Below are 13,231 nucleotides of genomic sequence, written 5' to 3'. Positions count from 1 at the left end.
ACACCCCGGTTGACCGCTGCGATCGCCTGCCGGGCGGTGGACCGCAGCTCCGGCGAAGCGCCGCCGGAGTCGGGCCTCGACCTGGTCGCGGTCGGACACGTCGGCGCCCACCCCGAGCGCCCGGCCGCCGGCCCCGGCGATGGCGTCCACCGTCTCCTTGGTGGCCGCCTCCTCGATGTCGACCACGGCGACGGCCATTCCGTCGGCGGCCAGCCGTCGGGCGGTGGCCGCGCCGATGCCGCGTGCGGCTCCGGTGACGATGGCGACGCGGGACTCCTCCGACATGATTACCTCCCGGTAACTTGGGGTCGATCGGAGGAGCTTAACCTCAACAGGCCGACCCTCGGCATAGGCGAATCCACCGGTATCCGTGGCCGGAGACCTTGACCGCGCCGAGCTTGCCCAACTCTCCGTAACCACGGTCGGCGAGCACGTCGATGGGCAGGTCGGCCTCCGGCTCGAGGCTGCTGAGGTCCACCTCGACGTCGTCGGTGCCGAGGTTGTGCACGAAGACCATCGTTCCGGTCGGCCCGTCGGCCCGGTGCGCGAGCACTCCGGCCGGCATCGCCACGTCGATGTGGGTCGTCGAGCCGGACCCGATCTCCGGGGCCTCCCGCAGCGTACGGATCATCCGCTCGAACCAGGCGAGCAGCGACTTGGCGTCGCCGCGCTGGGCCGTGACGTTGACGCTCTGATAGCCGAACTCACCCTTGTCGATCACCGGACGGACCAGCTTCTCCGGGTCCGCAGTGGAGAAGCCCGCATTCGGCTGGTACGACCACTGCATCGGCGTACGGATCGCCTCTCGACCGGGCAGCGACAGGTCCTCGCCCATCCCGATCTCCTCGCCGTAGCGCAGCACCGGCGTGCCGCGCATCGAGAACTGGAGGGCGTACGCCAGTTCGAGGTGCCGCCGGTCGTTGCCGAGCATCGGGGCGAGCCTGCGACGGATGCCCCGGTCGTAGATGCGCATGTTCTCGTCCGGGCCGAACTTCGCGTACACCTGGTTGCGTTGTTCGGTGGTCAGCCGGGACAGGTCGATCTCGTCGTGGTTACGCAGGAAGGTGGCCCACTGCCCGCCGACCGGCAGCTTCGGGGTGTCGCGCAGCGCCTCGATCAGCGACTCCGGGTCCTCGCGGGCGAGGGCGAGCATGAGTCGCCCGTTGAGCATGAAGTCGAAGAGCATGTGGATCCGGTTGCCGGAACCGCTGGCGTCGCCGAAGAACGTCGGCAGTTGGTCCGGCTCGACGTTCGCCTCGGCCAGCAGGACGGCGTCGCCGCGGCGCCACTGGACGTGTTGGCGCATCTCGGTGAGGAACTCGAAGTCCTTCGGGGAGTTCGGGTTGCCCGGCTCGGTCAGCTCGATGATGAACGGCACCGCGTCCATCCGGAAGCCGGAGACGCCGAGCTGGAGCCAGAACGACATGATCTTCTTGACTTCGGCCCGGACCTCCGGGTTGGCGAAGTTGAGATCCGGCTGGAACTTGTAGAACCGGTGGTAGAACCACGCCTTGGCGGTGCGGTCGTAGCTCCAGGTCTCCTTCTGCTCGCCGGGGAAGACCATGCCCTGGTGCCGGTCGGCCGGCTCGGTGTCGGACCAGAGGAACCAGTCCCGGTACGGCGAGTCCGGCGAGGAGCGGGCGGACTGGAACCACGGGTGCTCGTCGGAGGTGTGGTTGACCACCAGGTCGATGATCACGCGGATGCCCCGGTTCTGCGCCTGGTGCAGCAGCTCGGCGAAGTCGCCCAGGGTGCCGAAGCGCGGGTCCACGTTGTAGAAGTCGGTGACGTCGTAGCCGTCGTCGCGGTTGGGTGACGGGTGGATCGGGTGCAGCCACAGACAGGTCACGCCGAGGCGGGCCAGGTAGTCCAGCCTCCCGATCAGGCCACGGATGTCACCGACCCCGTCGCCGTCGGAGTCGGCGTACGTGTCGATGTCGAGGCAGTAGACGACGGCTTCGGAATACCAACGGTCACCCATGCCGAAGAAATCTCTCCAGTTGATCATTGCGGCAAACCAGCCGGGCTGACCGTCGACCGCCGTGGGTTACCGTGCCCGTCATGGAGAACGACCTCGTGCCGCCGAGCGAGTTGTTGGACTGGTCCCGGGGCAGCTGGCTGCACCCGCCGGTACGCGTCGAGGAGGGCCCGGTCGGCGAACTGGTCGTCGAGCCGGCCGCGGAGAGCGACTTCTGGCGGCGGACCAGTTACGGCTTCGTGCACGACGACGGCCCGGCCCTGCTGGCGCCGCTGCCGGTCGGCACCGCGATGGAGGTGAGCTTCCGGCTCGACTTCTCGGCGCAGTTCGACCAGGCCGGCGCGTTCGTCCGCGTCGACGAGCGGACCTGGACCAAGGCCGGCGTCGAGGTGAGCGACGGCGAGGCGCAGCTCGGCGCTGTGGTGACCCGGGAGTTCTCCGACTGGTCGGTGGCGCCCGTGCCGGAGTGGGCGGGCCGGGAGGTGACGGTCCGGGTCAGCCGGGCGGGTGACGCGGTGACCGTTCGCGCCCGGGTCGACGACGAACCGTGGAGACTGGTCCGGCTCGCTCCGTTGGACCCGACGGCGGAGGCCCTGGCCGGCCCGTTCTGCTGCGCGCCGTCGCGCGCCGGTCTGACAGTGGTGTTCACCGGTTGGCGGCAGGGTCCGGCGGACACCGCGCTGCACCCGGAGGTGTGAATCGGGCCCGGGTGGGTATGACCCTCCGATCCCCGACAGCCGACCGGAAGGACGACGATGGCGTACGCCCAGACTGGCGATCCGTCCGAATTCACTGGGTTGACCGGTTGGGTGGCCTCGGTGATCGAGGTGATGGGCCCGGTCGGGGTGGCGCTGCTGGTGGCGCTGGAGAGCATCGTTCCGCCGATTCCCAGTGAGATCGTGCTGGCGCTCGCCGGTTTCCTCGCGCACGAGGGCAAGTTCAACGTCTTCGTCGTGGTGCTGGCCGCGACAGTCGGTTCGCTTGTCGGCGCGTTGGTGCTCTACTGGCTCGGCGCGGCGCTCGGCGAGGAACGACTCAAGCGCTGGTTGGACCACATTCCCCTGGTGGACAGCGACGACCTGGAACGGGCCGACAAGTGGTTCGAGCGGCACGGCCGGTGGGCGGTGCTGATCGGCCGGGTGGTGCCGGTGGTCCGCAGCCTGGTCTCCGTGCCGGCCGGGGCCAACCGGATGCCGATGGGTGAGTTCATCCTGCTCACCACGATCGGCAGCGGCGTGTGGAACGGTCTCATCGTGGGGGCCGGTTACGCGCTGGGGAGCCGCTGGCAGGACGTGGCACGTTACAGCGACTGGTTCAACTACGCGATCGTCGCGGTCTTCGTCGTGATGGTGGTCAGTTGGGTGATCCGTAAGGTCCGCAAGCGTCGGGAGCGCGACGACCGGCGGTCGGTGACCGCCGGTCGCTGATCCGCTGTGCCGCTGGCGTTTCGGAAGGCCAGCGGGGTGGTCAGGGCAGGCTGTCCAGGTGCGGTCCCACAGTGTTGGCGAAGCCGTTTCCGTTGCTGACGTCCCAGTTCACCGACCAGGTCATCGCGCCCCGGATGCCCGGGTAGGTGCGCGGCGGGCGGAAGCTGCCGCAGTTGGTGCCCCGGGCCAGGCAGTCCAGGGCGGCGTTGACCACGCTGGGCGCGACGATGCCGCCGCCGGCCGCCCCAGCTCCGGCGGGCAGACCGAGGCCGACCTGGTCGGGGCGGAGCCCGGCCTCCAACTGGATGCAGGCCAACGCGACGATGAAGTTGACGGTGCCCTGGCCGTACGCGGCGTTCTGGTCGCAGCCGAGCATCGCGCCGGAGTTGTAGTACTGGGTGTTGACGACGGTGAGGATGTCCTTGATGTCGAGCGCCAGCTTGAAGTAGCCGCCGGCCGGGTTCTGCATGTCGATGGTCTGCGGCGCCATCGCGATGATCAGGCCCGATCCGATCTTGGCCCGCAGGGCGCGCAGCGCCTGTGCCATGTACGTCGGGTTGAGTCCGTTCTCCAGGTCGATGTCGATCCCGTCGAAGCCGTACCTGGCGATCAGCGCGGCGGCCGTGTCGGCGAACACGGTGGCCGAGGCGGCATTGTTCACCGTGACCCGGCCGGTCTCGCCGCCCACGGAGAGGATCACCCGCTTGCCCCGGCTGTGCAGGGTGCGGACGTCAGCGGTGAAGTCCGCGTCGGTGTAGCCGCCGAGCGAGGCGGCCAGTCCCGGGTCGACGCCGAAGGTGAGCGCGCCGGGCGTCGAGGTGGCCTCGGCGAAGGCGACCGCCACCAGGTCGTACTCGGTGGGGACGTCGCGCAGCCGCAGCTCGACGGCGGGGTTGTCGAAGTTGTGCCAGTACCCGGTGAGCAGGTGCTTGGGCAACCCACCGGCGGGTGGGTCGGTCGGCGGTGGGGTGGTCGGCGGGGGCGTCGTCGGCGGAGGCGTGGTCGTGGGTGGGGGCGTGGTGGGTGGGGTGCCGCCGCCGCAGGACACGCCGTTGAGCTGGCAGCCATTCGGCGAACCGGAGCCACTGGCCAGGAAGCCGAAGGAGACCGACGCGCCCGGGGCGACGGTGCCGTTCCAGGACCTGTTGGTGAAGGTGTGCCGCTGGCCGGTGGAGCTGAGCAACGCGTCCCAGTAGCTGCCGAGGGTGGTGCCGGACGGCAGGTCGAAGGTCAGGTTCCAGCCGTTGATGGTCGAGCTGCCGCCGTTGGTGATCGTGTACTTCCCCTCCCAGCCGGAGCCCCAGTCGGCGGTCTTGACGAAGCTGGCGGTGGCGCCGGCGGCGTACGCGGGCAGCGCCACCCAGGCCGCGCCGAGGGTGGCCGCGAGGGCGGCGACGAGGGACAGGACAAGGGATCTGGAGCGTTTCATGCGACCCTCCGGGCCCGGACGGGCATTTATGGACGTCAACGTTGCCGCTAATTATTAAGACAGTTAACTGTTTCTGTCCAGAGCACCCGTCGGAGAGGCCTGCGGGCGGCGGAGCACCGCCTGCTCAACTGCCGACCACACGCTCGTGGTGACCAGGTAGATCACCGCGGCGAGCGGCAGCACCAGCGCCACCAGCACCGTCGTGAACGGCAGCAGGGGCAGCAGCCGGCCGAGCGTGGCCGCCCCCGGCCCCTCGGTCGGCGTACCGGCCACCGTGCCCACCGCCGCCGACGCCCGCCGGGCCCGCCGCGACGACCACCAGGCCACCGCCAGCAACACCACCAGCAGTACGCCGAACAGCGGTCCGGCAGCACCGGCCAGCCCGTCGCTGAGATGGTGACCCAGCGGCACGCCGGCCAACCGCTCGTCCAGCAGCCCGGTGCCGCCCTCGCTGGTGGTGAACAAGCGGTACAGCACCAGCAGGAACGGCGCCTGGATGAGCAGCGGCAGGCAGCCGGCGACCGGGTTCGCGCCGGCCTCGCGGTACAACGTGAAAACTTCGCGCTGAAGCGTCGCCGGGTCGTCCGCGTACCGCTGCTGAAGCTCACGCACCTGCGGGGCGAGCGCCGCACGGCGCCGCTCACCGCGGACCTGCGCGATGGTCAGCGGCGAGATCAGCAGGCGGACGGCGATGGTGAGGAGCACGATGGCGGCGGCTGTCGCTCCGCCGCCGGCCAGTGGTTCGAGCAGCTCGGTGAGCCAGTTCAGCGCGCTGCCGGCAGCGGCGACAGCGTCGTGCAGTGGTGCGAAGGCAAGCATGGGAAACCCCTCGGTCCGATTCCGGTGAGGCCCTCCCCCGGGCGGCGTCCGCCCAGCAGGGGGGCCGGTGACGGCGGGATCGCCACCCGCGCCACCGAGGGCCTTGGACAGGGTGGCGGTGATCACCACGTCCGGCTCGCCGGCCAGCCCGGTGGCCGCCACCGCGCCCGCGCCGGCCGGACCGGTCAGGCCCAGCGCGTGCGCGTCGTCGACCAGCAGCAGCGCGCCGTGACGGCGGGCCACCGCGTGCAGCCGAGCCAGCGGGGCGAGATCACCGTCGACCGAGAACACCGACTCCGTCACCACCACCGCCGGGCGGCCGGGAGCGCCCGCGAGCGCGGCGGCCACCGCGTCGACGTCGGCGTGCGGGGTGACCACCGTCTCCGCACCGGAGATGCGGCAGCCGTCGATCAGCGACGCGTGGTTGTGCGCGTCGGAGACCAGCAGCGTCCGAGGTTGGACGAGCGCCCGCAGCGCGCCGAGGTTGGCGAGGTAGCCGGAGGAGAAGACCAGGGCGCCGTCGGTGCCCAACCAGCCGGCCAGGTCCTCCTCCAGCGCCCGGTGCGCGTCGGTGGAGCCCCGGACCAGGCGCGACCCGGTAGCCCCCAGCCCGTACGCCGAGAGGGCCGCCGTGGCCGCGGCGACGACGTCCGGGTGGGTGGCCAGGCCGAGGTAGTCGTTGCCGGCCAGATCGGTCATCTGATCGTCGGCCGGACGCGGATGCAGTCGCCTGGTGAGCCCGGCCTTCGCCCGCAGCTCCGCGCGGCGGTCGAGCGCCGCCAGCCAGTCCGCCACCGTCACCCTCCCCCGCTGTGTGTGCCGGTCAGCCCGACACCCGCCGGGCGAAATTACCACCCGCCGCCATCGGCCCGGCGAGTCCACTCGGTGCGAGGCACCGACGGGCCGCCAGGTCATTCAGGCTGATCGGAGAGCCTTGTAGGGTACGAGCCATGCCAGAGATCCTCGACCAGGCCCGGACCCAGGTCCTGGGTGACGGTGTCGGCCTCGATCAGGCCGGCATCCTCGCCGTGCTGAACCTGCCCGACGAGCACCTGCCCGCCGCCCTCCAGCTCGCTCACGACGTGCGGATGCGCTGGTGCGGCCCGGAGGTCGAGGTCGAGGGCATCGTCTCGCTCAAGACCGGCGGCTGCCCGGAAGACTGCCACTTCTGCTCTCAGTCGGGCCTGTTCACCTCGCCGGTACGCTCGGTCTGGCTGGACATCCCGTCGTTGGTCGAGGCGGCGAAGCAGACCGCCGCGACCGGGGCGACCGAGTTCTGCATCGTCGCCGCGGTCCGCGGACCGGACGCCCGGCTGATGAAGCAGATGCGCGAGGGCGTCGCCGCCATCAAGGCGGCTGTCGACATCCAGGTCGCCGCGTCGCTGGGCATGCTCACCAAGGAGCAGGTCGACGACCTGGTCGACATGGGCGTGCACCGCTACAACCACAATCTGGAGACCTGCAGGTCGTACTTCCCCAACGTGGTCACCACGCACTCGTGGGAGGAGCGCTGGGAGACGCTGCGGATGGTCCGCGACTCCGGCATGGAGGTGTGCTGCGGTGGCATCCTCGGCCTCGGTGAGACAGTCGAGCAGCGGGCCGAGTTCGCCGCGCAGCTCGCCGAGCTGAACCCGCACGAGGTGCCGCTCAACTTCCTCAACCCGCGTCCCGGCACGCCGCTCGGTGACCGTCCGGTGGTGGAGGGCAAGGACGCACTGCGGGCCATCGCCGCGTTCCGGCTGGCCATGCCGCGCACCATCCTGCGGTACGCCGGTGGCCGCGAGATCACTCTCGGCGACCTCGGCACCCGTGACGGCCTGCTCGGCGGCATCAACGCGGTGATCGTCGGCAACTACCTGACCACGCTGGGTCGACCGGCGACGGCCGACCTGGAGCTGTTGGACGAGTTGAAGATGCCGGTCAAGGCGCTCTCCGCCACGCTGTGACGACAATGACGACGACGGAGCTGTGGTGCGACAGGTGCGGTGAGCCGGCGACGGCCACCGTCCACCCGGCCTGCGCGTCGGCCCGCCAGTTGGAGCCGCCCCGGTTCTGCCCCCGCTGCCGTCGCCGGATGAAGGTTCAGGTGCTGCCGGTGGGCTGGTCGGCGATCTGCGTCGAGCACGGCGAGATGCGGGGCTGAGCCGGATGCTGCGAGGGCGGGCGGTGACACTACGACCGGCGACGGTCGCTGACGTGCCGGCCCTCGCCGCGATCCGGGCCGACCCGGAGGTACGCCGGTGGTGGCGGGGCGGCGACGACCTGGCCGACTCCGTGCGTGCCGACCTCGCCGACGCCGACCTGCACGTGTACGCCATCGAGCACAACGGCCGGGTCGTCGGCGCGATCCAGTGGCACGCCGAGGCGGACCCGGACTACCGGCACGCCAGCCTGGACGTCTTCCTCGACCCGGCGGAGCGCGGCGCCGGCCTCGGTGGTGACGCGATCCGCACCCTGGCCCGACACCTGATCGACGAGTACGGCCACCACCGTTTCACCATCGACCCGGCCGCGGCGAACAGCGCCGCCATCCGGGCGTACGCGAAGGTTGGTTTTCGACCGGTGGGGGTGCTGCGCCGCTACGAGCGCGGTGCGGACGGCCGCTGGCACGACGGCCTGTTGATGGACCTGCTCGCCGACGACCTCGTGGAGTGACTCAGTCGTCCCACAGCAGGTGGCCGTCGGGCAGTCGGCGGGCACCCTCGGCCGGCCGGTGCGGGCTGAGGCGGCCGTCCGGCATCAGGTGCGCCACGGAGACTCCGCTGCTCAGCGTCGCGACGTCGGCGATCAACCGCCGGTGGCAGCGCCACCACACGCTCTCACTGCACATGATCGCGGTGGTCCGACTATCCGCCCCGGCGAGCACCTCGGCGAGCGCGTCGTCGAACTCGGCCGTCCGGGTGTGGGCGGCGTACGCCCGGAACGCCGCGACCGTCCACCAGGTGTCCGGCTCCGGCTCCCCGGCCGGGACGTGCCGTCGTCCGCCGAGCCGCGGCTCCCAGCGGTAGTCGATGCCGCACTCGGGCAGCCACCGTTCGAGTTCCTCCCGGCGGACGTCCGGGTTGGTGCGGCTGGCTGGGTATCGCCGCACGTCCACCACCTGGGCGATCCCCTCCCCGGTCAGCAACTCTCCCAGCCGGCCCCGATCGGCCGCGCCGTGCCCGACGGTCAGCAACTCCCGCACGACCGCAGCTTGCCCGGAATCCCCCCGACCTATCCACCCGAGTTCGCCCGCGAGGGTCGGCCATCCAGTTTCCGTCCGCGCGGAACGGTAACTGTCCAAGATCTCGTCGCGGTGCCCCCAGGCGACCAACTTCCAGCCACCTCTGCTTTCGGGCCGCTCAGCGACAGCGATCAGCAGCGGGTTGGTTGACATGAGGAATATAATCGACGCAAATCAATCTGCCTCTGGGCTGAAAGAGCTCCGGCCCCGTCCCTGAACACCGTTAGGAAGGGAAGCTCATGCGCAGATTCACCAGCCGAATCGCTGCGGGTCTCGCCGCCGCTTTGATCACCACACTGACCGTGACGATACCGGCGTCGCCCGCAGCCGCTGTCGAGACGCTCAAGGTTCCCGACACCGGCCTCGTCTTCTACCAGGCCTACACGCAGATCATCGTAGGCAGGCAGGCCACGCGCGACGGCATCTGCCGCCCGGTCCCGGCCGAGGCGATCTGGGCGATCGGCTGGAACGGCTTCGGTTCCGTCTCTGGCTACCGGACCTCCGACTGCACCGGCGCTGCGTCCGAGCTCAACAACTTCCACAGCTGGCCGCACGAGGGCTACTACCTTTCCTACCGGGCCGGCTGACAAGCGTTCCCGGTGGTCGTTCGCGGCCGGCCACCGGGGACGGTGACCGGCCGCGACTGCCCGGGATGGGCTCAGGACACGGTGCAGGTGGTGTTGTTGACGGTGAAGGCGGTCGGCTTCGGGTTGGCGCCGCTGTACGTGCCGTTGAAGCCGAAGCTCACCGACGCGCCGGCCGCGATCGTGCCGTTGTAGGACAGGTTCGTGGCGGTGACCGCCGCGCCGCTCTGGCTGATCGCCGCCGACCAGCCCTGGCTGACGCTCTGCCCGCCGGGGAAGCTGAACCGCAGGGTCCAGCCGTTGATAGCGGTGGTGCCGGTGTTGGTGATCGACACGTTGGCGGTGAAGCCGCCGCCCCAGTCGGTGGTGGCGTACCCCACCGTGCAGGTGCCACCGACCGGCGGGGCCGCGGTGGTCACCGAGACCGGCGTGGACGCCGCGGAGGTGTTGCCCGCCGCGTCCACCGCTACCACGTAGAACTGGTACGCCGTGGAGGCCGTCAACCCGGACACCGCCTGGGTGCTGCCGGTCGGCGAGCCGACAAGCACGTCGGTGGCGCCGGCCTCGCGGTAGACCCGGTAACCGGTGACGCCCACGTTGTCGGTCGACGGGGTCCAGGCCAGGGTGAGCCCGGTGGCGGTGACGGCCGAGGCGACCGGCGTGCCGGGGGTGCTCGGCGCTGTGGTGTCGGCGGTGCCGGCCGGCGGCGTGGTCACCGTGAGCTTCGGTGAGGCGGCCGACGTGTTGCCGACGCCGTCGCGCGCCACGACGGTGAACTCGTACGACGTCGCTGGCAGCAGCGTTGTGATGGTCAACGTCGTGCCGGTGACCGGCCGGACCAGGACCGTGTCGCTGTTGACCTGGACCTCGCGGACGTCGTAGCCGGCCAGGCCGCTGCCGCCGCTGTCGGTGGACGGCGCCCAGGTCAGGGTGACAGTGCGGGGGCCGAGGTTGGACGCCACCGGGGTACCCGGGACGGTCGGCTTGGTGGTGTCCGGGACGACCGGGCCCGGCTCCTCGCCCCAGACCCGGGTGGCGCCGGAGTAGAGCGGCACCTTCCGGTTCGGCCCGGCGGTGGCCTGGTACGACGGGTCGTTGGTCGGGTCCCAGGTGCCGCCCTCCGGCACGCCGATCTTGAACTGGACCTCCATCCGGTGCTGCGACTGACCCGCCGGAGCGATGGTGTACCCGGCGCAGTCCACCTCGACGTACCAGATGTCCCCGCTGAACTGCTTGGCGGTGGTCGGGGACGGGCAGCCCTGGGTGTAGCCGGCGGTGACCTGCACCGGGCCGGTGCCGTCGGGCCGGAAGTAGTACCGGAACCGGCCGTCGGCCAGCGCGCGGGCCGGGAACGCGGACTTGTTGTAGACCATCACCTTGAGCCCGGTGGCCCGAGGTTCGGCCTGCGTCACTGTGGTCTCCACGGTCAGCTCGTCGATGTCCGGCGTCTCGGCGACCGGGAAGTTCGCCAGCGGCGTGCCGCCGTACTCGGAGGTCAGCCGGACCAGCGCGGACGTGAAGCCGGCGTTGTAGTCGGTGGCCACCTCGTTCATCACGTAGTCCGACCGGCTGTCGCTGTACGCGTCGTTGGCCGAGGACGGGCCACCGACCAGCGCACCGTAAAGGGTGTGCCGGGTCTCCACCGGCACGGTCTGGCTGTCCCACCAGGAGCCGTGCGCGGTGCGGTGGTGCGGGTTCTTCGGTGCGTTGGCGCCGAACCCGATGACGTAGCTGGAGTTGCGCGGGTTGTCGCCGAGCGCGTAGTTGATCTGCCGGACGGCGAAGTCGTGGTAGCGCGCCTTGCGGGTGGTGTCGGTGGTCTTGTCGCTGTATACCAGCGCTGCGAAGGAGGTGTTCGCGGCGTAGCGCAGCGCGCCCCAGGAGTCGAGCACCGCCATCCCGCCGGGCGAGTACGGCACCCGCTGCCCGTTCACCCCGACGGTCCAGTAGTCAAGCCACCGGTTGGCGTCGTCGACGTACTTCTGTTTGCCGGTCAGGTTGGCCAGCAGCACGTACGCGCCGAACTGCTTGTTGTCCCAGGCGATTGTCCACTTGTAGGAGCGGGTGGTGGTCTGGTTCTCGGTGCCGAGCTTGTCGTACTCACTCTCGGCCTTGGCCAGGTAGCTGGCCTCGCCGGTGGCCCGGTGCAGCCAGATCGCGGCCCAGACCAGTTCGTCCTGCCAGCCGCTCCACGAGCGGTAGAAGCTCGTGGCGTCGGTGATGCACTCGTGGTAGGCCTTCCGCACCGTGTCGGCGAAGGTGTAGAGCTGCCGGGCGTGGCCGAGCAGCTTGTCGGCGTAGGCCGCGTCGGTGGGGCGGAACACCATCGAGGAGGCGGCCATCGCGGCCGCCGTCTCCCCCGCCAGGTCCGCGCCGCCACAGCTCGCATCGATCTTGTAAGCGGGCCGCGCCATCTGCATCACCTCGGCCGGACCCCACCATTTGTGGTCGTCGTCGCCCTTGCCGACCTGTCCGTAGAGGACGTTGGCCGACGGGTGCGCCTTGATGAAGTAGTCGTTGACGAAGCGCAGATTGTTGAGCAGGTGCGGCAGTTGCCCGGACGAGGTGTAACCACTGCGGTATTCGACAGCGCCCCAGGCGAGCATCGTGGCGCTGAACGCCATCGGGAAACCGAACTTCACGTGGTCGCCGGCGTCGTACCAGCCGCCGGTGAGGTCCACGCCCGCGCTGGCGCCGTCGGTGAGCGCGCTGTCTCCGCGCCAGGAGACCCGGTTCCAGTCGGGCAGTGGACCGGACTGCTGCGCCTCGTAGAAGAGCAGTGACTTCTGCAACGCCTCGGCGTAGTTGTAGGTCGCAGCCGGCGCGGCGGACGCGGGCCCGGACGGTGGCGCGGTCACCGCGAGGGACGCGCCGGTGAGCAGCGCGACGCCGAGGGCCAGCAGCCGCCGCGGCCAGGGCTGGTCGGCGGCCGGCGACCGGCCGGGCTGGCCGCTGAACGGCCGGGTCAGGTGGCGCATGGCGGACTCCTGTCGGAGGCGCCGCCGGCGGTCGCACCGACGCGGGACGGCGTACGGGCGGCACGGCCACCGGCGACAGCGGGGGTGGCGGTGTGACCATGGGTCATGGAAGCGCTCCCATGGATAACCGACAATGTAATGGGCGGGTCGCTGGTTGGGAAGCCTGCCGATCGGGGCCGACGGGCGCCGCGCCACTTCCGTACTCGCGAGTAACCACTGCGGACCATTTCACACCATCGATGCATCTCGATTTGTGAAAGACGTTTGCGCAGCTCACGGTGGGAGCGTCCGCGATACATTTCGCACCGATCGAGCGCTCCGGCGACCAGCCAGACAAACGTACTGTTGCTGACCCGCTACGAAGCGCGAGACAGTACCGCTCACCAGCGGTGCCGTCGACGCCGCCGCTCCCTGGTCAACCCTGAGGAGAAGCGATGGCACTACGACTCGCCGACGACACCGCCTGGGCCGACATCCTGGCCCGCGCGGTGACCGTCGCCCCGGAGGCGTTCGGCGCCGAGGTCGACGGCGTCACCACCCTGCACAACCTGGTCGAGGGCGAATGGCGGGCGGTCGGCCAGCCCGCCCCGGTCCGCACCCCGGTGGACAACACCGTCCTCATCAACCTGCCCCGGGTCGACGCGACCACCGCGCGCGCCGCGGTCGCCCACGCCGCCGCCGCGCACCGGGCCTGGGCCCGGACCCCGCTGGCCGACCGCAGGGCCCGGGTCGCCGAGGCCCTGGACTCGCTCACCGCCCACCGCGACCTGCTCGCCCTGCTGCTGGTGTGGGA

At 70.6% G+C, this 13,231-nt stretch carries 13 protein-coding genes and 1 pseudogene; 7 read left to right on the top strand and 7 right to left on the bottom strand.

The genetic code is table 11. The features are described from left to right. The coding region (locus ABZ749_RS16045) for an SDR family NAD(P)-dependent oxidoreductase (RefSeq protein ID WP_357228255.1) at positions 1–285 on the bottom strand (285 nt) is incomplete at its 3' end. A 43-nt stretch (positions 286–328) separates the two neighbouring features. Next, the gene (locus tag ABZ749_RS16040; RefSeq protein ID WP_357228261.1) at positions 329–1,981 is read right to left on the bottom strand and encodes an alpha-amylase family protein; all 1,653 of its coding nucleotides are present in this window, start codon (positions 1,979–1,981) and stop codon (positions 329–331) included. Positions 1,982–2,061: 80 nt separating this feature from the next. On the opposite strand from ABZ749_RS16040, the gene ABZ749_RS16035 reads away from it, so the two are divergent. Further along, positions 2,062–2,676 carry a DUF1349 domain-containing protein gene (locus ABZ749_RS16035; RefSeq protein ID WP_357228253.1) on the top strand — a complete coding sequence of 205 codons (615 nt, stop codon included), beginning with the start codon at positions 2,062–2,064 and terminating at the stop codon, positions 2,674–2,676. Between the two features lie 57 nt (positions 2,677–2,733). Then, positions 2,734–3,405: a DedA family protein gene (locus ABZ749_RS16030; RefSeq protein ID WP_357228250.1), complete on the top strand. Its 672-nt coding sequence runs from the start codon at positions 2,734–2,736 to the stop codon at positions 3,403–3,405. A 40-nt stretch (positions 3,406–3,445) separates the two neighbouring features. Here the strand turns inward: ABZ749_RS16030 and ABZ749_RS16025 are convergent, their stop codons facing one another. The 3 genes and pseudogenes from ABZ749_RS16025 to ABZ749_RS16015 form a co-directional block, all read right to left on the bottom strand. Then, complete coding sequence (locus tag ABZ749_RS16025) at positions 3,446–4,834, bottom strand: cellulose binding domain-containing protein (protein WP_357228246.1); 1,389 nt, start codon at positions 4,832–4,834, stop codon at positions 3,446–3,448. Between the two features lie 63 nt (positions 4,835–4,897). Beyond that, positions 4,898–5,653, bottom strand: coding sequence for a membrane protein insertase YidC (gene yidC, locus ABZ749_RS16020; protein WP_357228258.1), 756 nt, complete (start codon positions 5,651–5,653; stop codon positions 4,898–4,900). 81 nt (positions 5,654–5,734) lie between these two features. Next, positions 5,735–6,448, bottom strand: a pseudogene (locus ABZ749_RS16015) (aminotransferase class I/II-fold pyridoxal phosphate-dependent enzyme); the annotation flags it as partial. A 155-nt stretch (positions 6,449–6,603) separates the two neighbouring features. On the opposite strand from ABZ749_RS16015, the gene bioB reads away from it, so the two are divergent. Genes bioB through ABZ749_RS16000 form a run of 3 tightly spaced genes read left to right on the top strand, consistent with a single transcriptional unit; the run spans position 6,604 to position 8,308 of the window. Beyond that, positions 6,604–7,599 (top strand): biotin synthase BioB, encoded by a 996-nt coding sequence (bioB, locus tag ABZ749_RS16010; protein WP_269680392.1) that lies wholly within the window; start codon positions 6,604–6,606, stop codon positions 7,597–7,599. A 5-nt stretch (positions 7,600–7,604) separates the two neighbouring features. Next, positions 7,605–7,796 (top strand): hypothetical protein, encoded by a 192-nt coding sequence (locus ABZ749_RS16005; protein ID WP_355007073.1) that lies wholly within the window; start codon positions 7,605–7,607, stop codon positions 7,794–7,796. 5 nt (positions 7,797–7,801) lie between these two features. Beyond that, positions 7,802–8,308, top strand: coding sequence for a GNAT family protein (locus ABZ749_RS16000; protein WP_357228242.1), 507 nt, complete (start codon positions 7,802–7,804; stop codon positions 8,306–8,308). A 1-nt stretch (position 8,309) separates the two neighbouring features. Here the strand turns inward: ABZ749_RS16000 and ABZ749_RS15995 are convergent, their stop codons facing one another. Beyond that, a complete protein-coding gene (locus ABZ749_RS15995; protein ID WP_357228239.1) occupies positions 8,310–8,837 on the bottom strand; it encodes a DUF488 domain-containing protein in 528 nt (175 codons plus the stop codon). A gap of 278 nt (positions 8,838–9,115) precedes the next feature. Between ABZ749_RS15995 and ABZ749_RS15990 the strand changes: the two genes are divergently transcribed. Beyond that, on the top strand, positions 9,116–9,463 hold the full coding sequence (locus ABZ749_RS15990) for a hypothetical protein (RefSeq protein WP_357205279.1): 348 nt from the start codon (positions 9,116–9,118) through the stop codon (positions 9,461–9,463). Positions 9,464–9,534: 71 nt separating this feature from the next. Here the strand turns inward: ABZ749_RS15990 and ABZ749_RS15985 are convergent, their stop codons facing one another. Beyond that, a complete protein-coding gene (locus ABZ749_RS15985; RefSeq protein WP_357228237.1) occupies positions 9,535–12,438 on the bottom strand; it encodes a glycoside hydrolase family 9 protein in 2,904 nt (967 codons plus the stop codon). 434 nt (positions 12,439–12,872) lie between these two features. On the opposite strand from ABZ749_RS15985, the gene ABZ749_RS15980 reads away from it, so the two are divergent. Next, positions 12,873–13,231, top strand: a 359-nt coding sequence (locus ABZ749_RS15980; RefSeq protein ID WP_357228234.1) for an aldehyde dehydrogenase family protein, incomplete at its 3' end; no start/stop codon positions are given.

It is taken from the genome of Micromonospora sp. NPDC047753 (genome assembly GCF_040642735.1).
In the GTDB taxonomy this organism is placed as follows: Bacteria; Actinomycetota; Actinomycetes; order Mycobacteriales; family Micromonosporaceae; genus Micromonospora.
This window is presented reverse-complemented; position numbering and strand designations above follow the sequence as displayed.